We start from the raw sequence: 22,166 nt of genomic DNA on the forward strand, positions 1-22,166 counted from the left end.
GTACCCGGCGCCGTCACCTGGTCCCGAGGTGAGCCATCTGCGCGGCCGGGTAGCGCTCGCCCGCCGCCGCGCCGGCCGGCACGGCCTTCTCGATCGCGGCGAGGTCGGCGGCCTCCAGTGTCACGTCGAGCGCGCCCAGCGACTCGGTCAGCCGCTCGCGGGTGCGGGCGCCGACCAGCGGCACGATGTCCTCGCCGCGCGAGAGCACCCAGGCGATGGCGATCTGCGCGACGCTGACGCCCTTGTGCCCGGCGATCTCGCGCAGGGCCTCGACGAGGTCCAGGTTGTGCCGCAGGTTCTCGCCCTGGAAGCGCGGCGACACGGCACGGAAGTCGCCCGCGCCGAGCTGCCGGCCGGCGGTGAAGTGGCCGGAGATCAGGCCGCGGGAGAGGACGCCGTACGCCGTGACGGCGATGCCCAGTTCACGGGTGACGGGCAGGACCGACTCCTCGATGCCGCGGGAGATCAGCGAGTACTCGATCTGGAGGTCGGAGATCGGGGCGGTGGCCGCGGCCCTGCGGACGGTGTCGGCGCCGACCTCGCTGAGGCCGATGTGGCGGACGTAGCCCTTCTGGACCAGTTCGGCGACGGCGCCGACCGTCTCCTCGATCGGCACGTCCGGGTCGAGGCGGGCGATGCGGTAGACGTCGATGTGGTCGACGCCCAGGCGCTGGAGCGAGTAGGCGGCGAAGTTCCGCACCGCGGCCGGGCGGCCGTCGTAGCCGCTCCAGCCGCCGTCGGGGTCGCGCAGGGCGCCGAACTTCACGCTGAGCAGGGCCTGTTCGCGCGCGGAGGCCGGCGCGGCGCGCAGGGCCTCGCCGATCAGCAGTTCGTTGTGGCCCATGCCGTAGAAGTCGCCCGTGTCGAGCAGGGTCAGGCCGGAGTCCAGGGCGGCGTGGATCGTCGCGATCGATTCGGCCCGGTCCGCCTCGCCGTACAGCGCGGACATGCCCATGCAGCCGAGGCCGAGGGCGGAGACCTGGGGGCCGGTGGTGCCGAGGGTGCGTGTCTGGATCGTCATGACCTCCACCCTGTCATGACAGCTGACAGATTTCAATATCTGTCATTCGATACTTGTCAGCGCAACATGCACCGACGGCATCCCGGACGCCACGACCCTGGTCCAGACCTCTTGACGAAAGGTCTGGACCAGAGCATCGTCAGGGGCGAGCTCTTGTCATGCCTGCAACACCTCACCGACCCCACCGGGAGGCCCCGCATGATCCGCCGCACCGTGCGCCTGCTGGCCGCGGCCCTCGCCACCGCCTGTCTCGCCCCGCTCTCCGTCGCCCTCGCCCCCACCGCGGCGGCCGCCGAGACCTGCGCCGTGAAACCCAAGCCCGCGGGCAAGGTCCTCCAGGGCTACTGGGAGAACTGGGACGGCGCCGCCAACGGGGTCCACCCGCCCTTCGGCTGGACCCCGATCACCGACTCCCGCATCGCCGCCCACGGCTACAACGTGATCAACGCGGCCTTCCCCGTCATCCGCTCCGACGGCACCGCGCTGTGGGAGAACGGCATGGACACCGGCGTGAAGGTCGCCACCCCCTCGGAGATGTGCGCGGCCAAAGCCGCCGGGCAGACGATCCTGCTCTCCATAGGCGGCGCCACGGCCGGCATCGACCTCAACTCGACCGCCGTGGCCGACCGTTTCGTCGCGACGATCGTCCCGATCCTGCAGCGCCACAACTTCGACGGCATCGACATCGACATCGAGACCGGCCTGGTGGGCAGCGGCAACATCAACCAGCTGTCCACGTCACAGGCCAACCTGATCCGCATCATCGACGGGATCCTCGCCCGGATGCCGGCCGGCTTCGGCCTCACCATGGCCCCGGAGACGGCGTACGTGACCGGGGGCAGCGTCGTCTACGGCTCGATCTGGGGCGCCTACCTGCCCGTCATCAAGAAGTACGCCGACAACGGCCGCCTGTGGTGGCTGAACATGCAGTACTACAACGGCAGCATGTACGGCTGCTCCGGCGACTCCTACTCCGCCGGCACCGTCCAGGGCTTCACCGCCCAGACCGACTGCCTCAACCGGGGTCTGGTCGTCCAGGGCACGACGATCAGGGTGCCCTACGACAAGCAGGTCCCCGGCCTGCCCGCCCAGCCCGGCGCGGGCGGCGGACACATGTCCCCGAGCCTGGTCGCCCAGGCATGGCGGCACTACGGCACGGCCCTCAAGGGGCTGATGACCTGGTCGGTCAACTGGGACGGCTCGAAGAACTGGACCTTCGGCGACAACGTCAAGGCGCTCCAGGGCCGTTGACCGGTCCGGCGCGGCGCACCCCGAGCACGTCGAGCAGGGCGCGCGTGGCAGGGCTCGGGTTGAACCGGCTCCATGCCAGGCACTCGATCCGGCGCGGCCCGTCCGTCACCGGGACCAGCGCCAGGGCGGGGTCGCCCGCGGCCAGCGGCCGGACGAAGGCCGAGGGCAGCAGGGCGACCCCGAGCCCGCGCGCGGTCAGCCGTGTGATCAGCTCGACGACCCCCACCTCGTACGCCACGTCCCGCACCAGCCCCGCCGCGGCGAACGCCTGGTCGGACTGGGCCCGTGCGGGCGTGTCCCGCATGAAGTCCACGAACGTCTCCCCGGCGATGTCCGCCAGCGCCACCCGCGGGGCGCCCGCGAGCCGGTGTCCGGCCGGCACCACCAGCACATGCTCGTCGTGGTCGAGCACCAGCGACTCCACCCCGGCGGGCCGCTGGTCCTGCGGCAGGCCGAGGAAGGCGATGTCCAGCTCGCCGTCGCGGATCGCCGTCACCAGGTCGTCGCTGCGCCCGGAGCGCAGCGCCACCCGCACCTCGGGATAGCGGGCGCGGTACCGCTGGAGCAGTTCGGGCACGTCCACGGCGGCCGCGGTCACGATCACCCCGACGGCCAGTCTGCCGCGCACCACGCCCGCCGCCGCCGCGGCGTCCGCCATCGCCCGGTCGGCGGCCTCCAGGCACTCCCGGGCCCGCGCGACGAACGCCTCCCCGGCAGGGGTCGGCTCGACCCGGCGGCTGGACCGGGCGAACAGCCGCACCCCCAGCTCCCGTTCCAGACCGGCGATCCGGTGGCTCAGCGACGACTGCACCACGGAGCACCGTTCGGCCGCCCTGGTGAAGTTGCGGGTCTCGGCGACGGCGACGGCGTACCGCATCTGCTGAAGATCCACTCATCCATCGTCCTTGTTCATGGCTGTCATCGCAAGCATGCTTTGCGGCCATGGCCGGAGCGAGCCGAGACTGCGTCCCATGCAGAACTCCTCCGCGCGGTACGCGGCGACCGTCGCGCTGACCGCACTCGCTCCGGCCTCGTGGGGCACGACGTACGCCGTGACCACCCGGCTGCTGCCGCCCGGGCATCCGCTGTTCGCCGCGGTGATGCGGGCGCTGCCCGCCGGGCTGCTCGCGCTGGCGATCACCCGGGCGCTGCCGCGGGGCTCGTGGTGGTGGAAGGCCGCCGTGCTCGGCACCCTCAACATCGGCGCGCTGTTCCCCCTGCTGTTCGTGGCCGCCGAACGCCTGCCCGGCGGGGTCGCCGGCACCCTGAGCGCCGTCCAGCCGCTGCTGGTCGCCGGGCTGGCCGTCGCGGTGCTGCGCACCCGCCCCACGGTGTGGACCCTGGCCTGGGGCGTGCTCGGTGTCGTGGGGGTCGGGCTCGTCGTCCTCGGCCCCCAGGCCCGGCTGGACGCGGTCGGCGTCCTGGCGGGGCTGGGCGGCACGGCGGGCATGGCGGCCGGTGTCGTCCTCACCAAGCGCTGGGGCCGCCCGGCCGGAGCCGGTCCGCTGACCCTGGCGGGCTGGCAGCTGACCGCCGGCGGACTGGTGCTGCTGCCGCTGACGGCCCTGGCCGAGGGAGCGCCGCCGGCGGTCGACGCCGAGGCGGCCGTGGGCCATCTGTGGCTGGGCGGCATGGGCGGACTGGTCGCGTTCACGCTCTGGTTCCGCGGGATCGGCCGGCTCCCGGTCCGCGCGTCCGCCCCGCTGGTGCTGCTCTCCCCGCTGGTCGCGACCGTCGCGGGACTCGCGCTCGGCGAGACCCTCGGCCCGCTCCAGGTGCTCGGTTTCGCCCTCGCCCTGGCCGCACTGCTGGCCGCGCAGTTCACCGCACCCGATCTGTCACGCCTGTTCACAAGGAGAACCGGACCCATGACCACCGCAATGACCGTCACCGTGCTCGGCGCCACCGGCATGGTCGGCAGCCGCGTCACCGCCGAGGCGAGCGCCCGCGGCCACCGGGTCCGCGCCCTGGCGCGCAAGCCGGCCGCCGGCCGTCCGGACGTGACGGCGGTCCCGGTCGACGCGAGCGACCCGGACGCCCTCCGTGAGGCCCTGGCGGGCTCCGACGCCGTCGTGGTCGCCGTCCGCACCGACCCCGTCGACCAGGAGTTCCTGGTCGGTACGACCGTCGCGGTGCTGGAGCTGGCGAAGGAGGCGGGCATACGCGTCGTGGTGGTCGGAGGCGCCGGGGCGCTGCGCAGCCCGGACGGCCCCGGACTGCTGGTCGCCGACGACCCGGCCTACGTCCCCGCCGGGATCAGGCCGGTCGCCGCGGCGGGAGTGGCCCAGCTCAGGGCCTGCGAGGCGCACGGCGGCCGGCACTGGGTCTATCTGGGTCCGCCCGCCCTGCTGGAGCCCGGCGAGCGGACCGGCGGCTACCGGCGCGGCACCGACACCCTGCTGACCTCGGCCGACGGACGGTCCTGGATCAGCGCGGAGGACCTGGCGGTGGCGGTGGTGGACGAGCTGGAGACCCCGGGCGAGGAGCGGCTGGTCACGGTCGTGCACCGCGGGTGAGGAACGAGAGGTGCCGGGCCCCCGTGCGGGGACCCGGCACCTTCGTGCGCCGCGGAGATCAGCAGCCGATCAGACGCGCGGCCAGGTAGCCCTCGATCTGGTCCAGGGACACCCGCTCCTGCTTCATCGAGTCACGCTCACGCACGGTCACGGCGTTGTCGTCCAGCGTGTCGAAGTCGACGGTCACGCAGAACGGCGTACCGATCTCGTCCTGACGGCGGTAGCGGCGGCCGATGGCGCCGGCGTCGTCGAAGTCGATGTTCCAGTTCTGGCGCAGCGCCTGGGCGAGACCCTTGGCCTTCGGCGACAGCTCCGGGTTGCGGGACAGCGGCAGCACGGCCACCTTCACCGGGGCGAGGCGGTGGTCCAGCCGCAGCACGGTCCGCTTCTCCAGCTTGCCCTTGGCGTTGGGCGCCTCGTCCTCGACGTACGCGTCGAGCAGGAAGGCCAGCATGGTGCGGCCGACACCGGCCGCGGGCTCGATGACGTACGGAGTCCAGCGCTCGCCGGCCTCCTGGTCGAAGTAGGACAGGTCCTGGCCGGAAGCCTTGGAGTGCGCGCCGAGGTCGTAGTCGGTGCGGTTGGCGACACCCTCCAGCTCGCCCCACTCGCTGCCGCCGAACTGGAAGCGGTACTCGATGTCGGCGGTGCGCTTGGAGTAGTGGGAGAGCTTCTCCTGCGGGTGCTCGTACCAGCGCATGTTCTCTTCACGCATGCCCAGGCCGGTGTACCAGTTCCAGCGCTGCTCCATCCAGTACTCCTGCCACTTCTCGTCCTCGCCCGGCTTGACGAAGAACTCCATCTCCATCTGCTCGAACTCGCGGGTGCGGAAGATGAAGTTGCCGGGCGTGATCTCGTTGCGGAAGGACTTGCCCATCTGGGCGATACCGAACGGGGGCTTGCGGCGCGAGGTGGTCTGCACCTGGGCGAAGTTGGTGAAGATGCCCTGGGCGGTCTCGGGACGCAGGTAGGCGACGGAGCCGGAGTCCTGGGTCGGGCCGAGGTGGGTGGAGAGCAGACCGGAGAACTGCTTGGGCTCGGTGAACTGGCCCTTGTTGCCGCAGTTCGGGCAGTTGATGTCGGCCAGGCCGTTCTCGGGGGCGCGGCCCTTCTTCTCCTCGTACGCCTCCTCCAGGTGGTCCGCGCGGAACCGCTTGTGGCAGGAGGTGCACTCGGTGAGGGGGTCGGAGAACGTGGCGACGTGGCCGGAGGCGACCCAGACCTCGGGGGCGAGGATCACGGAGGAGTCGATACCGACGACGTCCTCGCGCGAGGTCACCATGTAGCGCCACCACTGGCGCTTGATGTTCTCCTTGAGCTCGACACCCAGCGGCCCGTAGTCCCAGGCGGCGCGCTGACCGCCGTAGATCTCACTGCAAGGGAAAACGAAGCCACGGCGCTTGCTCAGGCTGACGATGGTGTCGATCTTGTCGGCGGCCACGGTGCTCTCTTCATTACGACGACGGGCGACGAAGCGAGGTGCTTCCAGCGAATGCTTCAGGTTACCGGCGCAGCCTGCCCCTCGACCAAATCGGTCCGGCTTGCGGTCCGCTCGAAGGGCTTGTTGACAATGGTTTCCATCGTTGCTGAAAATGAGTGTCATGAACGTGCGACGACACCACATATCCGGGATCGCGATCGCGGCGGCCACCGCCCTCGGTCTCGGCGCCCTGTCCGCCTGCTCCACCGACAGCGCGGCCGCGGGCAACACGGACAAGTTCGACGTCGTCGCGTCGTTCTACCCGATGGAGTTCCTGGCCGAGCGCATAGGCGGCGCCCATGTGCACGTCACCACGCTCACCGAACCCGGCCAGGAACCGCACGACCTCGACATCAGCGCCCGCCAGCGCGGCCTGCTGGAGGAGTCCGACGCGGCCCTCTGGCTCTCCGGCCTCCAGCCCGCCGTCGACGAGGCGGTCGGACAGTCCTCGGTCGGCACGAAGATCGACGCGGCGGAGCTCACCGAGCTGCGGCACGCCGAGGGCGAGGACGGCCACGACCACGGCGACGACCACGGGGACCACGACCACGAGGGCGGCCTCGACCCCCATGTGTGGACCGACCCGGTCAAGTACGCCGAGATCGCCGAGGGCGTCGGCAAGGCGTTCGAGAAGGCCGACCCGGACCACGCCGCGGACTACCGCAGGAACACCGCCGCCCTGGTCGCGGAGCTCGGCCGGCTGAACACCGACATCGCGGACGGCCTGAAGAACACCCGGAGCAAGGTCTTCTTCACCAACCACGCCTCCTTCGGCTACTTCGCCGAGCGCTACGGCCTGACCCAGGAGGCCGTCTCCGGGCTCGACCCGGAGAGCGAGCCCAGCCCGGCCCGGATCAAGGAACTCCACGAGGAGGCCGAGGCCGACGGCGTCACCACCGTCTTCTACGAGACCCTGGTCTCGGGGAAGACCGCGAAGACGCTCGCGTCCGACGCGGGCCTCAGGACCGACGTCCTCGACCCGGTCGAGGGCATCACCGACCAGTCCCGCGGCGACGACTACGTCCAGGTCATGCGGGCCAACCTCAAGGCCCTGCAGACCGCGCTGGGCACCAAGTGAGCTTCACGGAGGACACCATGGGCGCGCACACCGAGCCCGTCATATCCCTGCGGGGCGTCCGCGCCGAACTGGGGTCACGCACCGTCCTGCGCGGCATCGACCTCACCGTGCACCGCGGCGAGGTCGTCGCCCTGCTCGGCGCGAACGGCTCGGGCAAGTCGACCGCCGTGCGCAGCGTCATCGGCCAGGTGCCGGTCGCGTCCGGCGAGATCGAGCTGTTCGGCACCCCGCGCCGCCGCTTCCGCGACTGGGCGCGCGTCGGCTACGTGCCGCAGCGCACCACCGCCGCGGGCGGCGTGCCCGCCACCGTCACCGAGGTCGTCTCCGCCGGCCGGCTCTCCCGTGCCCGCCTCGGCGTCCTGCGCCGGGCCGACCACGCCGCCGTACGCCACGCCCTGGAGCTCGTCGGCATGGCCGACCGGGCCAAGGACCCCGTCGACGCCCTCTCCGGCGGCCAGCACCAGCGGGTGCTGATCGCCCGCGCCCTGGCCTCCGAACCCGAGCTTCTGATCATGGACGAGCCCATGGCGGGCGTCGACCTCGCCAGCCAGGAGGTCCTCGCCGAGACCCTGCGCGGCCAGGTCGCCTCCGGCGCCACCGTGCTGCTCGTGCTGCACGAACTGGGCCCGCTGGAGCCCCTCATCGACCGGGCGGTCGTCCTGCGCGACGGCTGCGTCCTGCACGACGGACCCCCGCCCGAGGCCGTCGGCCAGCACGCGCTGCCCGGCCACGACCACGTCCACCCGCACGCGTCCCACGACGCCGGGCCGATCCGCACGGGACTGCTGAGCTGATGGAATTCCTGAACTACGCCTTCATGCAGCGGGCCCTGATCGCCGCCGTCCTCGTCGGCATCACCGCCCCCGCGATCGGCATCTACCTGGTGCAGCGCCGCCAGGCCCTCATGGGCGACGGCATCGGCCATGTCGCCATGACCGGCGTCGGCCTCGGCTTCATGCTCTCCTGGTCGCCGGTGTGGATGGCCACCCTCGTCTCCGTCGCCGGCGCCGTCCTCATGGAACTGATCCGCTGGTACGGCAGGACCCGCGGCGACATCGCCCTCGCCATGCTCTTCTACGGCGGCATGGCCGGCGGCGTGATGCTGATCAACCTCGCGCCCGGCGGCGCCAACGCCAACCTGATGTCGTTCCTGTTCGGCTCGCTGTCCACGGTGTCAGAGTCCGACGTGACCGCCATCTGCGTCCTGGCCGGGTTCGTGATCCTCACCACGCTGCTGCTGCGCCGCCAGCTCTTCGCCGTCAGCCAGGACGAGGAGTTCGCGCGGGTCACCGGGCTGCCGGTGCGCGCGCTGAACCTGCTCGTCGCCGTCACCGCCGCGGTCACCGTCACCGTCGCCATGCGCGTGGTCGGACTGCTGCTGGTGTCCGCGCTGATGGTGGTCCCGGTGGCCGCCGCCCAGCAGATCAGCCGCAGCTTCGCCGCGACCTTCGCCCTCGCCGTCGCCCTCGGGGTCACCGTGACCATCGGCGGCACCGTGACCTCGTACTACCAGGACGTACCGCCCGGCGCGACCATCGTGCTGCTGGCCATCGCCGCCTTCGTCGCCCTCACCGCGCTGGCCGCCCCGCTGGCCCGGCGCAGGGCCCGCGCGGCCGCCGCCGCACTGCCCGACGGGGACCCTGCGGAGTGCTTGATTCCGGCCGGAAGGGGCCCGGAGAAGGAAGTCGGCGTCTGACCGCCCTGGGTGCGGGCTGGCACAATGGCCCGGCAAGGCGAGACGTGAGGAGGCAACCGGTGACGACCGCTGGACCGCCCGTGAAGGGCCGCTCCACCCGGCAGCGTGCCGCGGTGGCGGCCGCCCTCGACGAGGTCGACGAGTTCCGCAGCGCGCAGGATCTGCACGACATGCTCAAGCACAAGGGCGACTCCGTCGGGCTCACCACGGTCTACCGCACCCTGCAGTCCCTCGCCGAGGCCGGCGAGGTCGACGTCCTGCGCACCTCCGACGGCGAGTCCGTCTACCGCCGCTGCTCCAGCGGCGAGCACCACCACCACCTCGTCTGCCGCTCCTGCGGCAAGGCCGTCGAGGTCGAGGGCCCGGCCGTGGAGACCTGGGCGGAGGCCATCGCCGCGGAGCACGGCTACGTGAACGTGGCGCACACGGTGGAGATCTTCGGCACCTGCGCCGACTGCGCGGCGAACGTGTGACGGCCGGGGGGCTCCGCGAGCCCCCCGCCGCTCCTTCTCCCGCGGAGATCCATCAGAAGGGCCCTAACCCTGGTCGCCCTCCATGGCCGCCAGCTCCTCGTTCGGGATGGCGCCGCCGAACCGCCGGTCCCGGGAGGCGAACTCCAGACAGGCCCGCCACAGGTCACGCCGGTCGAAGTCCGGCCACAGGACGTCCTGGAAGACCATCTCGGCGTAGGCGCTCTGCCACAGCAGGTAGTTGGACGTACGCTGCTCGCCGCTCGGCCGCAGGAAGAGATCCACGTCCGGCATGTCCGGGTAGTACAGGTACTTGGCGAGGGTCTTCTCGTTGACCTTCGACGGGTCGAGCCGGCCCGCCTTCACGTCCTGGGCGAGGGCCTGCGCCGCGTCCGCGATCTCCGCGCGGCCGCCGTAGTTCATGCAGAAGTACAGCGTGAGCCTGGTGTTGTCCTTGGTCTGCTCCTGGGCGATCTGGAGCTCCTTGGCGACCGACTTCCACAGCTTGGGCATCCGGCCCACCCAGCGCACCCGGATCCCCAGCTCGTCGAGCTGGTCGCGGGTCTTGCGGATGAAGTCCCGGTTGAAGTTCATCAGGAAGCGCACCTCGTCCGGCGAGCGCTTCCAGTTCTCGGTGGAGAACGCGTACAGCGAGATGGCCCCGACACCCATCTCGATCGCCCCCTGGAGGACGTCCAGCACGCGCTCGGCACCGACCTTGTGCCCCTCGGTGCGCGGCAGCCCGCGTTCCTTGGCCCAGCGGCCGTTCCCGTCCATCACGATCGCCACGTGGTTCGGGACCAGCTCACCGGGGAGCTTCGGCGGCCGCGCGCCGGACGGGTGCGGCTCCGGCGTCCTGTACTCACGGCGCTGGCGCCCCAGGAACCCGCGTACGACCATGTGCTTCTCGTCTCTCTCTTACTTTTCCACGTATCGAAGGGAACGCAGCCCGCGTTCCATGTGCCAGTGCAGATAGGCGGACACCAGCCCGCTTCCCTCCCGGACGTGACGCGGCTCGCAGGCGTCCGCGGTCTCCCAGTCCCCCGTGAGCAGCGCGCCGAGCAGTTCGAGCGTCTGCGGCGACGGTACGACGCTACCCGGCACCCGGCAGTCGGCACACACGGAGCCCCCGGAGGCGACGGAGAAGAACCGGTTGGGACCGGGCATGCCGCACTTCGCGCAGTCGCCGAAGCTGGGGGCGTAGCCGTTGACGGCGAGGGAGCGCAGCAGGAAGGCGTCGAGGACGAGGTGGGGCGCGTGCTCCCCGCGCGCGAGGGTCCGCAGCGCGCCGACCAGCAGCAGATACTGCTGCACCGCGGGCTCGCCCTCGTGGTCGGTGAACCGCTCGGCGGTCTCCAGCATCGCCGTCCCCGCGGTGTAGCGCGCGTAGTCGGTGACGATCCCGCTGCCGTACGGCGCGATGGTCTCGCTCTGGGTGCACAGCGGCAGCCCGCGCCCGATCAGCTCGCTGCCCCGCGCGAAGAACTGCACGTCGACGTGCGAGAAGGGTTCGAGACGGGCCCCGAACTTGGACTTGGTCCGCCGCACGCCCCGGGCCACGGCCCGCACCCGCCCGTGCCCCCGGGTGAGCAGCGTGATGATCCGGTCCGCCTCACCCAGCTTCTGGGTGCGCAGCACGATGCCGTCGTCGCGGAACAGGCTCATGCCGCCATTCTCTCGTACCCGTCCCCCTCCCCGTCCCCCGCGAGACCCAGCTCACTCGGGAAGCTCCCCGCCCGCGGGCGAAGGGGGGAGCCGCGGGGCGGGGGGCGCGGGCCGGGCCGGGGGGGCGCGGGCCGGCGTGCGGGGGAGGAACCAGGGGCGCCCCCGAGGGCCGTACTCGGGTAAACCCCCCTGGAAACAGGGCCGTTGCCCGGATGTGGCGGGCCGACGGGAGCGGCGAGGCTCGGAGCATGACGAAGCCGACTCGCACCACCCGTGTCCTCAGCCTCTCGGCGACCGCCGCCGCGGCGGCACTCGTGCTCGGTCTCACCCCCGCGGCGACGGCCTCCCCGGCCCCCGCCGCACCCACGACGGCCCTCCGCTGGGCCCCGTGCGACGGTCCCGGTCTCGACCCCCGCCAGCAGTGCGCCGACCTCCTCGTGCCGATGGACTACGCGGACCCGCGGGGGAAGAAGATCCGCATCGCCGTCTCCCGGCTGCCCGGCGAGAACCCCTCCGCCCGGCGCGGCGCGCTGCTGCTGATCCCGGGCGGGCCCGGCGGGACGAGCCTCGACCAGCCGTCGGAGAAGGCCCGGGTCCTGCCCAAGGAGGTCCGGGACGCCTACGACCTGATCGGGTTCGCGCCCCGGGGCATGGCCCCGTCCACGGCGGTGAGCTGCGGCCTCGCCCCCTCCGACCTCGCGGCGACCAAGCTGCGGCCCTGGCCCGGGCCCGACGGCTCGGTCGCGGGGAACATGGACAGTGCGCGCCGTATGTCGCAGGCGTGCGCGCGCAACGGCGGCGAGCTGATCCGGCACATCAGCACGGCGAACGAGGCCCGTGACCTCGACCGTGTCCGGGCCGCGCTCGGCGAGCGGCGGATCTCGGCGTGGGGCGTGTCGTACGGCACCTATGTCGGCGCGGTCTACGGCCGGCTGTTCCCGGGCCGCACGGACCGGTTCGTCCTGGACAGCAGCGGCAACCCCGACCACACCCGGGTCGGCCGCGCCTGGCTCGCCGGGTTCGAGCGGGGTGTGGAGGACACCTTCCCGGAGTTCGCGCGGTACGCCTCGGCGCCCGGCACCCCGCACCGTGTGGCGAGCACCCCCGCCGGGGTCCGGCGCGTCCTCCTGGAGCTGGCGGCCCGGCTGGACCGGGAGCCGCTCCCGTGGCCCGGCGCCAACCCGCCGGTGCTGGACGGCAACGAGCTGCGCCAGGCGATGCTGAACGCCTTCTACGACCCCGACGGCTTCCCCGCCCTCGCCGAGCTGATCGACGCCGCCCGCACGGGGAAGGTCCCGCCCGCTCCGCAGGCCCCGCCGCAGGACGTGATGCAGAACGTGACCGCGGTCGCCATGGGCACGATATGCAACGACGTCGCCTTCCCTGCCTCGGCCGCCGCGTACCAGGAGGAGGTCGACACCAGCCGGGCCGCGTTCCCGCTCACCGCGGGCATGCCCCGCTCCCCGATGGCGTGCGCGGCCTGGCCGTTCGCGCCGCAGGAGCCGCCGGTGCGGATCACCGACGAGGGCCGCTCGTCGTTCCTGCTCGTGCAGAACGAGCGGGATGTCGCCACCCCCCTCAGCGGGGCCCGCGCGATGCGTGCCGCCCTCGGCCGGCGGGCCGTGATGGTGACGGTGAACTCCACCGGCCACGACGCCTACCTCGGCAACGGCAACGCGTGCGGAGACGCGGCGGTCTCCCGCTTCCTGGCCACGGGCAGGCGTCCGGCCGCCGACCTGTACTGCCGCTGAGCCGCGCCGGGGCCTACCTCCCGAACCTCTCCGCGTAGCGCCGCTGCCAGGGTGTCTCCACCGCGCGGCGGTCGTAGTGGGCGCGGACGTACGCCACGGCGTCCTCGGGCGGTACGCCGTCCAGGACGGCGAGACAGGCCAGGGCCGTACCGGTGCGGCCCCGGCCGCCGCCGCAGGCGAGTTCGACGCGCTCGACGGCGGCCCGTTCCCACGCCTCGGCGAGCACGGCGCGGGCGGCCTCGCGGTCGGCCGGGAGGCGGAAGTCGGGCCAGCGCAGCCAGCGGCTCTCCCAGGGGACCTCGGGCGGGCGCCGGCCCAGCAGATAGACCCCGTGGGCGGGCGGCGGCGCCCCGGGGTCGAGCGGCCGGCGCAGCCCCCGTCCCCGTACGAGCCGGCCCGACGGCAGCCGCAGCACCCCGGCGGCACCCGCCTCCCAGGTCTCCCCCATGTCCGCACCTCCTCCGGGCCGCCGCGCGCGGACCCGGCTGCCATCCAAGCGCATCGCCCCCTTCCCCGGGCAACCGAATCCGTCGGACAGGTGGTCTGGAGGGCGAGGAGGAAGGAGCCTGATGCAGGCCGAACAAGAGGACCGGTTCCAGGAGTTCGTCCGGGCGCGCTGGTCGCATCTCGTCCGCACGGCGTATCTGCTCACCGGGGACGCCCATCTGGCCGAGGACCTGACGCAGACGGCGCTGGCGAAGGCGTACCGCTCATGGCGGCGGGTCTCGCGCAGCGACCACCCGGAGGCGTACGTCCGCAGGATGCTGGTCACCTGCAACAGCGACCGGTTCCGCAAGCGGCGGGTGCGTGAGGCGCTGACCGCGATGCCGCCGGAGCGGGCGGCCGGTGAGGACGCGGTGTCGCGGGCGGACGAGCGCGGCACGCTGCTGCGGGCGCTGGCCGAACTGCCGTCCCGGCAGCGGGCGGTGGTCGTCCTGCGCTACTGGGAGGACCTGTCGGAGGCGGAGGTGGCCGACACGCTCGGCTGCTCGCCCGGCACGGTCAAGAGCCAGGCGTCCAAGGGCCTGGCGAAATTGCGTGTGTATCCGGGGCTCGCCCAGGTCGTGGACCGGCCGGAGGCGAGACGTACGTCGACAGCGGGGCTGGGAGGCAACAGGTGAACCACGAGGAGCGAAGCGGGGACGGGCACGGCTTCGAGGAGCAGATGCGCGAACTGCTCACGGAGGACGCCTGCGCGCTCAGGCCGTCGGCGGTGCCGTACGCGGCGATCCGCCGGCAGGGGATCGCCGAGCGGCGGCGGCGTCTGGCGACGGCCGGGGCGGCGCTGGTCGCGCTGGCCGCGGCTCCGGTGGGGGCGTACGCGCTGAACGGTCCGGACGGCGGGGGCGGCGACACCGCGGCGCCCCGGCCCCCCGTCGCCGCGACGGTGTCCGGGAACCCGGCGAAGAGCCCGGCGGGTGCCCCCAAGGGGCCGGGACGCCCGGCGACGGAGGGGCAGTTGCTCGACGGCATCACCTACGAACAGGCGGCGTCCGCGCTGCGGGACTGCATCGCCCTGGACAAGGCGTACCGGGTGAAGGGGTCCCCGCGGCAGGACCTGGGCAGGGCTTCCGACTACCGCCTGCTGCTGGGGATGCGCAGCACCGGGGACAGCAACGCCCCGGGCGACGGCTTCTTCGTCGTGGGGGTGAAGGAACAGCCGCGGTCGTTCCGGCTGATCTGCAGCATCAGGGAGGGAGCCGCCTCCGGCGTCAACAGCGGCACGGTGGACGTCGTGCCGGGCGCGGGGCCGGTGGCGCCGGACATGAACGGCCGGAAGCTGTACTCGCAGTCGATCCTCGGGAACGGCGACTGGAAGCTGCCGTTCCGCTGGGGCTCCATCGGCACGGTGGAGGAGTCGGTGGACCGGGTGACCGTGTCCTACGGCGGCCGCACCAGCGAGGCGGCGCTGGACCACGGCTGGTTCGCCGCCACCGGCGAGCTGACCGAGCAGGTCACGAAGGCCCCGCGGATCAAGGGCTACGGCAAGGGCGGTGAACTCGTCTACGACTCCGACCAGGACCCGTCGTACGAGAAGACCGTCTCCTGAGGACACCCGGACCGGCCGGGGGCGGCGCCGTACAGGGGTCGGCGCCGGACCCGGCCGGTCCGGTCCGGAACGGGGACCGCCGCCCGGGCCGCCCGGACGGCGGTCCCCCGCCCCTCACACCGCTCCCGGTGTCACCAGCCCCGACTCGTACGCCACGATGACCAGCTGGGCCCGGTCGCGGGCGCCCAGCTTGCCCATGATGCGGCTGACATGGGTCTTCGCGGTCAGCGGGCTCAGCCCGAGGGACTCGCCGATCTCGGTGTTGTTCAGCCCCCGGGCGACCAGCGTGAGCACCTCGCGCTCACGGTCCGACAGGCACTCGGGACCGCCCTCGGCGGGGGGCGCGGTGGCGCTGCGCAGGAAGCGGGCGATGAGCCGGGCGGTCGGGCCGGGCGAGAGCAGGGCGTCACCGCCGGCCACCGTGCGGATGGCGTCCAGGAGTTCGGCGGGACGGGTGTCCTTGACCAGGAACCCGGAGGCTCCGGCGCGCAGGGCCTCGACGATGTTCTCGTCGCTGTCGTACGTGGTCAGCACGAGCACCTTCACCCCGGCCAGATCCTCGTCGGAGGCGATCAGCCGGGTGGCCTCGATGCCGTCGAGGTCGGGCATGCGGATGTCCATCACCACCAGGTCGGCGCGTTCGCTGCGGGCCAGTTCGAGAGCCTGGCGGCCGGTGCCGGCCTGTCCCACGACGGCCATGTCCTGAGCGGACTCGACGAGCATCGCGAACGCGGCCCGTACGAGGGTCTGGTCGTCGGCGAGCAGTACACGGATGGTCACGGGGTTCCTCCCAGCGGCAGTACGGCACTGACCTCGAAGCCCTGGCCGGGCAGCGGGCCGGCGTCCAGGGTGCCGCCGACGCTGCGCGCCCGCTCGCGCATGCCGACGAGCCCGAAGCCGGGCGTGCCCCCGGCGGTGCCGGCCCCGTCGTCGGTGACGGTGACCCGCAGGGCGCCCTCCCCGGCGCGGACCCCGACGCGGATGCCGAGGCCGTCGCGCCCGCCGTGCCGTACGGCGTTGGTGAGCGCCTCCTGCACGATCCGGTAGGCGGCTGCGCCGACGGCGGGCGGCACCTCGTCGGAGGTGACCGTCAGCTCGACCCTGGCGCCGGCGACCCGGGCGGCCTCGGCGAGGCCGTCCAGGCCGGGCAGCCCGGGCAGCGGGTCGCGGGTGTCGGGACTGCCGTGCTCGCGGAGCACCTCCAGGGTGGTGCGCAGCTCGCCGCGGGCGGTGCGGCAGGTCTCGGCGATGTCGTCCAGGCAGGTGGCGACGGCTGTGCGGTCCAGACGGCCGGGGTCGGCGTTCAGGACGTGCGCGGCGACAGAGGTCTGCACACCGATCAGGGTGATGCTGTGGGCGAGCAGGTCGTGCAGGTCGCGGGCGATGCGCAGCCGTTCCTCGGCGACCCGGCGGCGGGCCTCCTCCTCACGGGTGCGTTCGGCGCGTTCGGCGCGTTCGACGACGGCGGCGATGTACTGCCGGTAGAAGCGCACGTCGATGCCGACGAAGACCACGGCGATCACCCAGCCGGAGATCCGCAGCAGCTCCACGCCCTGGTGGTGGTTGACGATCAGCATGATCGTCACCGTCACGGCCAGGACCGCGCCGCAGGTCACGAGGGTGAACAGCGGGCGGCAGGTGACGGCGACGGTGTAGAGGGCGACGTACGCGGCCGGGGTGGGGGCCGCGTGGTTGAAGTCGAGGGCGTGGTACGGCCCGACCAGCACGACCACCGCGGCGAGCACGAGCAGCGGTCGGCGCCGCCGCCACACGATCGGCACCTGCGCGGCGAGCAGCAGGGTCCAGCCGAGGGCGTCGGGCCGTCGTCCCTCGTCGGTGAGGAGGGCGAGGGCGACGGCGTGGAGGGCGGTGGCGAGGGCGAGCAGGATGTCGTTGCGGACGGCGTGCGGGGCGGTCCGCGGGTCGCGGTTGACCGCCGCCATGATCCGTTCGCCTATGCGGGGTCTCGGGGCTGTCTGGGGCACGGGCTCATCCTCCGTGAGGAGGGCGCCCCTCCGGCAGGGAGGGGCGCCCTCGGGGCCGCACGGGCGCGTGGGGGTCACACGCGTTCCGGCTGCCGGACCTCCGGTGCGGGCTGCGGCGCCCGGGACATCGGGCCGGGCCACCACACCTTGCGTCCGAGGGCGACGCTCGCGCTGGTGACCAGGTAGGTGCGGACGAGGAAGGTGTCGAGGAGCACGCCGACGGCGATGACGAAGCCGAGTTCGACGAGCTGGACGAGGCCCATGTTCATCAGCACGCCGAAGGTCGCGGCGAGGACCAGGCCCGCGGAGGCGATGACCCCGCCGGTGGTGCGCAGGGCGGTGAGCGCGGCCGTGACGGGTTCGGCGCCGCTCAGGGACTCCTCGCGCATCCGGTGCATGAGGAAGATGCCGTAGTCGACGCCGAGGGCGACCAGGAACACGAAGGACAGCAGCCCGAGCCCCGGGTCGGTGCCCTCGAAGCCGAGCAGCGGCCCGAACACCAGGCCGCCGAGGCCGAGGGCGGCACCCCACACCGCGACCACGGCGACGACCAGGAGGAGCGGGGCGACCAGGGAGCGCAGCAGGGCGATCAGGATGAGCAAAACGGAGACGAGGACGATCGGCACGACGACCTTGCGGTCGCGGGCGTTGGTGTCCTTCAGGTCGATCTGCTGGGCGCTGGGGCCGCCGACGTAGGAGCCGTCGAGCTTGTCGCGCAGGGCTTCGATCGTGCGGGTCTCACCGGCGCTCTGCGGCGGCGCGGAGGCGAACACGGAGATCTCGGTCCAGCCGCCGCCGGTGCGTCCGGCCCGGGCGCTGCCGACGCCGTCGGTGGCGCGGACCGCGGCGAGGGCCTCGTCGGCGCGGCCGGCGGGGCTCATGACGGTGATGGGCTGGCTGGAGCTCTCCGGGTAGGCATCGGCCAGGGTCTGCAGGGCGGACACGGACTCCGGCCGGTCGACGAAGGAGTCCTCCTGCTTGACCGTGCCGGGCAGGTTGAGGGCGCCGAGGGCGAGCGCGCCGAGCAGGGCCGCGCCGGAGGCGAGGACGGTCACCGGCCGGCGGCCGGCGGAGCTGCCCATGGCGGCGAACAGCGAGCGGCGGGCCTTGGGGGCGGAGCCGAGGGCGGGGACGAGCGGCCAGAACACCCGGCGGCCGAGCAGGACCAGGATCGCGGGCAGCAGGGTCAGCATGGCGACCAGCGCGCACAGCACGCCGACGGTGCCGAGGGGGCCCATGCCGCGGTTGGAGTTGAGGTCGGCGGCGAGCAGGCACAGCAGTCCGGCGGCGACGGTGCCGGAGGAGGCCAGCACGGCGGGCCCGCAGCCGCGCAGGGCGGCCGTCATGGCGTCGTAGGGCCGTTCGAAGCGGCGCAGTTCCTCGCGGTAGCGGGAGACCAGGAGCAGGGCGTAGTCGGTGCCGGCGCCGAAGACGAGGATCGTCATGATGCCGGAGCTCTGCCCGGAGACGGAGGTGCCGAAGACGCTGTTGAGGCCGTAGGCGACACCCATGGAGAGGTAGTCGGCGATGCCGGCGACGACGAGCGGGACCAGCCACAGCACGGGGCTGCGGTAGATGAGGATCAGCAGGACGGCGACGACACCGACGGTGGTGTAGAGCAGGGGGCCGCCGAGGGAGTCGTAGACCTTGGCGGCGTCGGCGCTCAGTGCGCCGGGGCCGCCGACCTCGACGGTGAGGCCGCCGCCGGAGCGGGCGGTGTCGCGCACGTCGGCGACGAACGCGTTGCGCAGGTCCTCGTCGTCGCCGGGTTCGTTGGTGGTGACCGCGTACATGAGCGTGCTGCCGTCCTCGGACGGCACGCCCTGCGGGGCGGCGGTCAGTTCGTGCTCGCCGGCGATGGCGGCGACCTGCCGGCCGGCGGTGGCGCGGTCGGCCGTGGTGAGGCCGCCGTCGCGCTGGTACACGAGGACGAGCTGGGTGGTCTCGCCGCCCGGCAGCCGCTCCTGGAGCACGGCCACCTGGGTGGAGTCGGCGCTCGCGGGCAGATAGTCGGTGATGCGGTCGCGCTGCACGTCGGCGAGTTTCGCGGCGAACGGCGACGCGACGGCGAGCACGCCGACCCACAGCGCGAGCATCACCCACGGAACGGCTCGTCGCCTCGTCTGTGTCTTTCCGGCCCCCATGGATCGGGCCCTCCCTCCGGCACGGATGTCTGGATGCGGTTCCAGACTCCCGGCCGCGGGCCGCCGGATCGTCGGACGGGAGACCGAGTTCGGGGGTACTGCCCGGGGTGGCGCGGAGGGCGGATTACTCCCGTGGGAGTAACCAGGGCGGGCCCGGGCCCGGGCGGGGGCGGGGCCCGGGGTCAGGCGGCGGAGCCCGGGGTCAGGCGGCGGAGCCCGGGGTCAGGCGGCGGAGCCCGGGGTCAGGCGGCGGGGCCCGGGGTCAGGCGGCGGGGCCCGGGGTCAGGACGGTGTGCCCGCGGCCGCCAGCAGGCGGGTCACGTCGTCGGCCGTGATGGTCAGGGCGGAGCCGACCGTCGCGAGCACCTCCCGTTCGGCGGCGGTGTACGGACCGTCCGCGAGGGCGATCCGGGCGCCCTGGAGCAGGATCGCCTCACGGCCGGGCGGGGCGAGGTGGGGGGCCAGCGGGTCGAGGGCCTCGTGGAGCTCTATGGCCAGCCCGGGCCCGCAGGGAGCGCCGTACATCCGGCCGGTGTCCGCGGCGAGGGCCTCCACCAGCGCGTTGAGCTGTTCCTCCGTGCAGTCGTCGAACCCGGCCCGGCGGACGGCTCCGGCGGCGGCGGTCAGGGCGAGCCGGGCACGGGGTCCGCCGCCCGCGGCGAGGACCGCGAGGGCGACGGTGTGCACGGCGTCGCGGAGCATCGCGGAGAAGCGGCTGGTGGTGGGGTGGTCGAGGACGTCCGTGCCGTAGTGGCGCCGGCAGTCGGCGCATTCGACGGCCGGCCCGGTCTCGCCGCGCGGGAGCACGGGCACGCCCAGCAGGGTGAAGCGGCGGCGTCCGGTGAGCCGCTGGTAGTTGCGGTCGCCGCCGCAGCCGGGGCAGAAGAAATGCCCGTCGCCGACGGCGGTCCACGCGGTACGGATGCCCAGGATGGGCGCAGCCTTGTGGGCCCGGCCGTCTCGTCCCCGTCCTGGCAGCACGTCGCACCTCCGTAACCTCGCGGCAACATCGCCGCGCTGGCGTGATGTTAGCCACATTGCGGAGGCGGAGTCAGCACCCCGAACGAGACCTTTCCGTGATCTCGGGGCCTGCTTGGCCGGTATCCGACGGTGCCCCGCCCGCCGGAGGTCCGGCGGACGGGGCACTTCGGGCCGGTCGGAGCGGTCAGCGGGCCGCCCGGTTCACGGCGGAGACGACCGCCTTCAGCGAGGCGCGCGTGGTGTTGGCGTCGATGCCGATGCCCCACAGGACCTTGCCGTCGATCACGCACTCGATGTACGAGGCGGCCTGCGCGGAGGCGCCCTCGCTCATGGTGTGCTCCTGGTAGTCCAGCAGGCGGGCGTCGACGCCGATGCCCTGCAGCGCGTGGAAGAAGGCGGAGATCGGACCGTTGCCGGTGCCGACCAGGGTGGTCTCGCCGCCGTCGACCTCGGCCTCCACGGTCAGCGTGTCCACGCCGTCCTTGTCGGTGGTGGACTGGCCGGCCTTCAGCTGGATGCGGCCCCACGGGTTGTCCGGGTTCGGCAGGTACTCGTCCTGGAAGACCGCCCAGATGTCGCCGCCGGTGACCTCGCCGCCCTCGGCGTCCGTCTTGGCCTGGATCAGCTTCGAGAACTCGATCTGCATCCGGCGCGGCAGGTCCAGCTTGTGGTCGTTCTTCAGGACGTAGGCGATGCCGCCCTTGCCGGACTGCGAGTTGACCCGGATGACCGCCTCGTAGGAGCGGCCGACGTCCTTGGGGTCGATCGGCAGGTACGGGACCGCCCACTCGATGTCGTCGACGGTGACGCCCTTGGCCCGGGCCTCGTCCTCCATCGCGTCGAAGCCCTTCTTGATGGCGTCCTGGTGGGAGCCGGAGAAGGACGTGTAGACCAGGTCGCCCACGTACGGGTGGCGCGGGTGGACCTCCATCTGGTTGCAGTACTCCCACGTGCGACGGATCTCGTCGATGTCGGAGAAGTCGATCTGCGGGTCGACGCCCTGGGAGAACAGGTTCATGCCCAGGGTGACCAGGTCGACGTTGCCGGTGCGCTCGCCCTGTCCGAACAGGCAGCCCTCGACGCGGTCGGCGCCGGCCATCAGCGCCAGCTCGGCGGCGGCGACGGCGGTGCCGCGGTCGTTGTGGGGGTGGACCGACAGGACGACGTGCTCGCGGCGCGACAGGTTGCGGTGCATCCACTCGAAGCGGTCCGCGTGGGTGGAGGGCGTGGAACGCTCCACGGTGGCGGGCAGGTTGAGGATGATCTCGCGGCCCGGCCCCGGCTGGTAGGTGTCCATCACCGCCTCGCAGACCTCCAGCGCGAAGTCCAGCTCGGTGTCGGTGAAGATCTCGGGGCTGTACTGGTAGCCGAACTCGGTCTCGTCGCCCAGCAGTTTCTCGGCGTACTCCATCACCAGGCGGGTGCCGTCGACGGCGATCTGCTTGATGTCGTCCTTGGAGCCGCGGAAGACGACCCGGCGGAAGACCGGGGCGGTGGCGTTGTACAGGTGGACCGTGGCACGCCGGGCGCCCTTCAGGGACTCCACGGTCCGCTCGATCAGGTCCTCGCGGGCCTGGGTCAGTACGGAGATGGTGACGTCGTCGGGGATCGCGCCGGGCTCCTCGATGATGGAGCGCACGAAGTCGAAGTCGGTCTGGCCGGAGGCGGGGAAGCCGACCTCGATCTCCTTGTAGCCCATCTTGACCAGCTGGTCGAACATCCGGCGCTTGCGCTCGGGCGACATCGGGTCGATCAGGGCCTGGTTGCCGTCGCGCAGGTCCGTGGAGAGCCAGCGGGGGGCGGTGGTGATCCGCTGGTTCGGCCAGGTGCGGTCCGCGATGTCGACCTGGTCGTAACGGCCGTACTTGTGGATCGGCATGGAGGTGGGCTGCTGGCGGTTGGCCATGATGCGTAGGGCTCCTCTGGATGTCCGGAAGGACGGCCGACGACGCAACGCCAAAGCTCCGCGGGGAGGGGGTCGGCCTCGACTACAGGCCCTCGCCGCGGCAGCTAAGGAGAAGCAGCCCGAAACGCATGATGCGCAGCATGCTAGCCGAGCCGCCCCGGATGCGGAGGTC

At 72.8% G+C, this 22,166-nt stretch carries 20 protein-coding genes; 9 read left to right on the plus strand and 11 right to left on the minus strand.

The window, feature by feature from the left end:
* Positions 1-13: 13 nt before the first annotated feature.
* On the minus strand, positions 14-1,021 hold the full coding sequence (locus tag ACIQGV_RS03630; protein WP_402489906.1) for an aldo/keto reductase: 1,008 nt from the start codon (positions 1,019-1,021) through the stop codon (positions 14-16).
* A 198-nt stretch (positions 1,022-1,219) separates the two neighbouring features.
* Between ACIQGV_RS03630 and ACIQGV_RS03635 the strand changes: the two genes are divergently transcribed.
* Positions 1,220-2,272: a chitinase gene (locus ACIQGV_RS03635; protein ID WP_402489909.1), complete on the plus strand. Its 1,053-nt coding sequence runs from the start codon at positions 1,220-1,222 to the stop codon at positions 2,270-2,272.
* Here the strand turns inward: ACIQGV_RS03635 and ACIQGV_RS03640 are convergent.
* Positions 2,250-3,164 (minus strand): LysR family transcriptional regulator, encoded by a 915-nt coding sequence (locus ACIQGV_RS03640; RefSeq protein WP_402489910.1) that lies wholly within the window; start codon positions 3,162-3,164, stop codon positions 2,250-2,252. The two genes, ACIQGV_RS03635 and ACIQGV_RS03640, sit on opposite strands and share 23 nt — an antisense overlap.
* A 79-nt stretch (positions 3,165-3,243) precedes the next feature.
* Between ACIQGV_RS03640 and ACIQGV_RS03645 the strand changes: the two genes are divergently transcribed.
* Positions 3,244-4,788, plus strand: coding sequence for an EamA family transporter (locus tag ACIQGV_RS03645; protein ID WP_402489913.1), 1,545 nt, complete (start codon positions 3,244-3,246; stop codon positions 4,786-4,788).
* Between the two features lie 58 nt (positions 4,789-4,846).
* On the opposite strand, the gene ACIQGV_RS03650 is transcribed toward ACIQGV_RS03645, so the two are convergent.
* Entirely contained in the window at positions 4,847-6,229 is a 1,383-nt protein-coding gene (locus ACIQGV_RS03650) for a glycine--tRNA ligase (protein WP_402489916.1), read from the minus strand.
* 160 nt (positions 6,230-6,389) lie between these two features.
* On the opposite strand from ACIQGV_RS03650, the gene ACIQGV_RS03655 reads away from it, so the two are divergent.
* From ACIQGV_RS03655 to ACIQGV_RS03670, 4 genes are read left to right on the plus strand one after another with little or no spacing between them, the layout of a single operon-like run.
* Positions 6,390-7,346 (plus strand): metal ABC transporter substrate-binding protein, encoded by a 957-nt coding sequence (locus ACIQGV_RS03655; RefSeq protein WP_402489919.1) that lies wholly within the window; start codon positions 6,390-6,392, stop codon positions 7,344-7,346.
* Positions 7,347-7,363: 17 nt separating this feature from the next.
* Complete coding sequence (locus ACIQGV_RS03660) at positions 7,364-8,140, plus strand: metal ABC transporter ATP-binding protein (protein ID WP_402489921.1); 777 nt, start codon at positions 7,364-7,366, stop codon at positions 8,138-8,140.
* Entirely contained in the window at positions 8,140-9,042 is a 903-nt protein-coding gene (locus ACIQGV_RS03665) for a metal ABC transporter permease (RefSeq protein ID WP_402489925.1), read from the plus strand. The genes ACIQGV_RS03660 and ACIQGV_RS03665 overlap by 1 nt, the downstream gene beginning before the upstream one ends.
* Before the next feature lie 59 nt (positions 9,043-9,101).
* Entirely contained in the window at positions 9,102-9,515 is a 414-nt protein-coding gene (locus tag ACIQGV_RS03670) for a Fur family transcriptional regulator (RefSeq protein ID WP_402489928.1), read from the plus strand.
* Positions 9,516-9,578: 63 nt separating this feature from the next.
* Here the strand turns inward: ACIQGV_RS03670 and ACIQGV_RS03675 are convergent, their stop codons facing one another.
* Together ACIQGV_RS03675 and recO are read right to left on the minus strand one after the other, a co-directional pair.
* Positions 9,579-10,412: an isoprenyl transferase gene (locus ACIQGV_RS03675; protein WP_402489931.1), complete on the minus strand. Its 834-nt coding sequence runs from the start codon at positions 10,410-10,412 to the stop codon at positions 9,579-9,581.
* An 18-nt stretch (positions 10,413-10,430) separates the two neighbouring features.
* The gene (gene recO / locus ACIQGV_RS03680) at positions 10,431-11,177 is read right to left on the minus strand and encodes a DNA repair protein RecO (RefSeq protein ID WP_402489934.1); all 747 of its coding nucleotides are present in this window, start codon (positions 11,175-11,177) and stop codon (positions 10,431-10,433) included.
* A gap of 248 nt (positions 11,178-11,425) precedes the next feature.
* Here recO and ACIQGV_RS03685 point away from each other — a divergent pair, with 248 nt between their 5' ends.
* Positions 11,426-12,928: an alpha/beta hydrolase gene (locus tag ACIQGV_RS03685; protein WP_402489936.1), complete on the plus strand. Its 1,503-nt coding sequence runs from the start codon at positions 11,426-11,428 to the stop codon at positions 12,926-12,928.
* 13 nt (positions 12,929-12,941) lie between these two features.
* Here the strand turns inward: ACIQGV_RS03685 and ACIQGV_RS03690 are convergent, their stop codons facing one another.
* Positions 12,942-13,376, minus strand: a complete 435-nt coding sequence (locus ACIQGV_RS03690) for a protein phosphatase (RefSeq protein WP_402489939.1) — start codon at positions 13,374-13,376, stop codon at positions 12,942-12,944.
* Positions 13,377-13,497: 121 nt separating this feature from the next.
* Between ACIQGV_RS03690 and ACIQGV_RS03695 the strand changes: the two genes are divergently transcribed.
* Both ACIQGV_RS03695 and ACIQGV_RS03700 read left to right on the plus strand, forming a co-directional pair.
* Positions 13,498-14,049 (plus strand): SigE family RNA polymerase sigma factor, encoded by a 552-nt coding sequence (locus tag ACIQGV_RS03695; protein WP_402489942.1) that lies wholly within the window; start codon positions 13,498-13,500, stop codon positions 14,047-14,049.
* Positions 14,046-14,978: a hypothetical protein gene (locus tag ACIQGV_RS03700; protein ID WP_402489945.1), complete on the plus strand. Its 933-nt coding sequence runs from the start codon at positions 14,046-14,048 to the stop codon at positions 14,976-14,978. The genes ACIQGV_RS03695 and ACIQGV_RS03700 overlap by 4 nt, the downstream gene beginning before the upstream one ends.
* Positions 14,979-15,092: 114 nt before the next feature.
* Here the strand turns inward: ACIQGV_RS03700 and ACIQGV_RS03705 are convergent, their stop codons facing one another.
* The 5 genes from ACIQGV_RS03705 to leuA form a co-directional block, all read right to left on the minus strand.
* Positions 15,093-15,758 carry a response regulator gene (locus tag ACIQGV_RS03705; RefSeq protein WP_402489948.1) on the minus strand — a complete coding sequence of 222 codons (666 nt, stop codon included), beginning with the start codon at positions 15,756-15,758 and terminating at the stop codon, positions 15,093-15,095.
* Entirely contained in the window at positions 15,755-16,921 is a 1,167-nt protein-coding gene (locus tag ACIQGV_RS03710) for a sensor histidine kinase (protein ID WP_402491024.1), read from the minus strand. The genes ACIQGV_RS03705 and ACIQGV_RS03710 overlap by 4 nt, the downstream gene beginning before the upstream one ends.
* 116 nt (positions 16,922-17,037) lie before the next feature.
* Entirely contained in the window at positions 17,038-19,107 is a 2,070-nt protein-coding gene (locus tag ACIQGV_RS03715) for an MMPL family transporter (protein ID WP_402489950.1), read from the minus strand.
* A gap of 282 nt (positions 19,108-19,389) precedes the next feature.
* On the minus strand, positions 19,390-20,088 hold the full coding sequence (locus ACIQGV_RS03720) for a TerB family tellurite resistance protein (protein WP_402489953.1): 699 nt from the start codon (positions 20,086-20,088) through the stop codon (positions 19,390-19,392).
* Positions 20,089-20,272: 184 nt separating this feature from the next.
* Complete coding sequence (leuA, locus tag ACIQGV_RS03725; RefSeq protein ID WP_402489956.1) at positions 20,273-21,994, minus strand: 2-isopropylmalate synthase; 1,722 nt, start codon at positions 21,992-21,994, stop codon at positions 20,273-20,275.
* Positions 21,995-22,166 lie beyond the last annotated feature (172 nt).

This window comes from Streptomyces sp. NPDC093094, from assembly GCF_044754345.1.
Taxonomy (GTDB): Bacteria; Actinomycetota; Actinomycetes; order Streptomycetales; family Streptomycetaceae; genus Streptomyces.

Coding starts and splice junctions, on each gene's coding strand:
- ACIQGV_RS03630 (WP_402489906.1), bottom strand. CDS start 1,021: ATGACGATCCAGACACGCACCCTCGGCACCACCGGCCCCCAGGTCTCC.
- ACIQGV_RS03635 (WP_402489909.1), top strand. CDS start 1,220: ATGATCCGCCGCACCGTGCGCCTGCTGGCCGCGGCCCTCGCCACCGCC.
- ACIQGV_RS03645 (WP_402489913.1), top strand. CDS start 3,244: ATGCAGAACTCCTCCGCGCGGTACGCGGCGACCGTCGCGCTGACCGCA.
- ACIQGV_RS03655 (WP_402489919.1), top strand. CDS start 6,390: ATGAACGTGCGACGACACCACATATCCGGGATCGCGATCGCGGCGGCC.
- ACIQGV_RS03660 (WP_402489921.1), top strand. CDS start 7,364: ATGGGCGCGCACACCGAGCCCGTCATATCCCTGCGGGGCGTCCGCGCC.
- ACIQGV_RS03665 (WP_402489925.1), top strand. CDS start 8,140: ATGGAATTCCTGAACTACGCCTTCATGCAGCGGGCCCTGATCGCCGCC.
- ACIQGV_RS03675 (WP_402489931.1), bottom strand. CDS start 10,412: ATGGTCGTACGCGGGTTCCTGGGGCGCCAGCGCCGTGAGTACAGGACG.
- recO (WP_402489934.1), bottom strand. CDS start 11,177: ATGAGCCTGTTCCGCGACGACGGCATCGTGCTGCGCACCCAGAAGCTG.
- ACIQGV_RS03685 (WP_402489936.1), top strand. CDS start 11,426: ATGACGAAGCCGACTCGCACCACCCGTGTCCTCAGCCTCTCGGCGACC.
- ACIQGV_RS03690 (WP_402489939.1), bottom strand. CDS start 13,376: ATGGGGGAGACCTGGGAGGCGGGTGCCGCCGGGGTGCTGCGGCTGCCG.
- ACIQGV_RS03695 (WP_402489942.1), top strand. CDS start 13,498: ATGCAGGCCGAACAAGAGGACCGGTTCCAGGAGTTCGTCCGGGCGCGC.
- ACIQGV_RS03710 (WP_402491024.1), bottom strand. CDS start 16,921: ATGGCGGCGGTCAACCGCGACCCGCGGACCGCCCCGCACGCCGTCCGC.
- ACIQGV_RS03715 (WP_402489950.1), bottom strand. CDS start 19,107: ATGGGGGCCGGAAAGACACAGACGAGGCGACGAGCCGTTCCGTGGGTG.
- leuA (WP_402489956.1), bottom strand. CDS start 21,994: ATGGCCAACCGCCAGCAGCCCACCTCCATGCCGATCCACAAGTACGGC.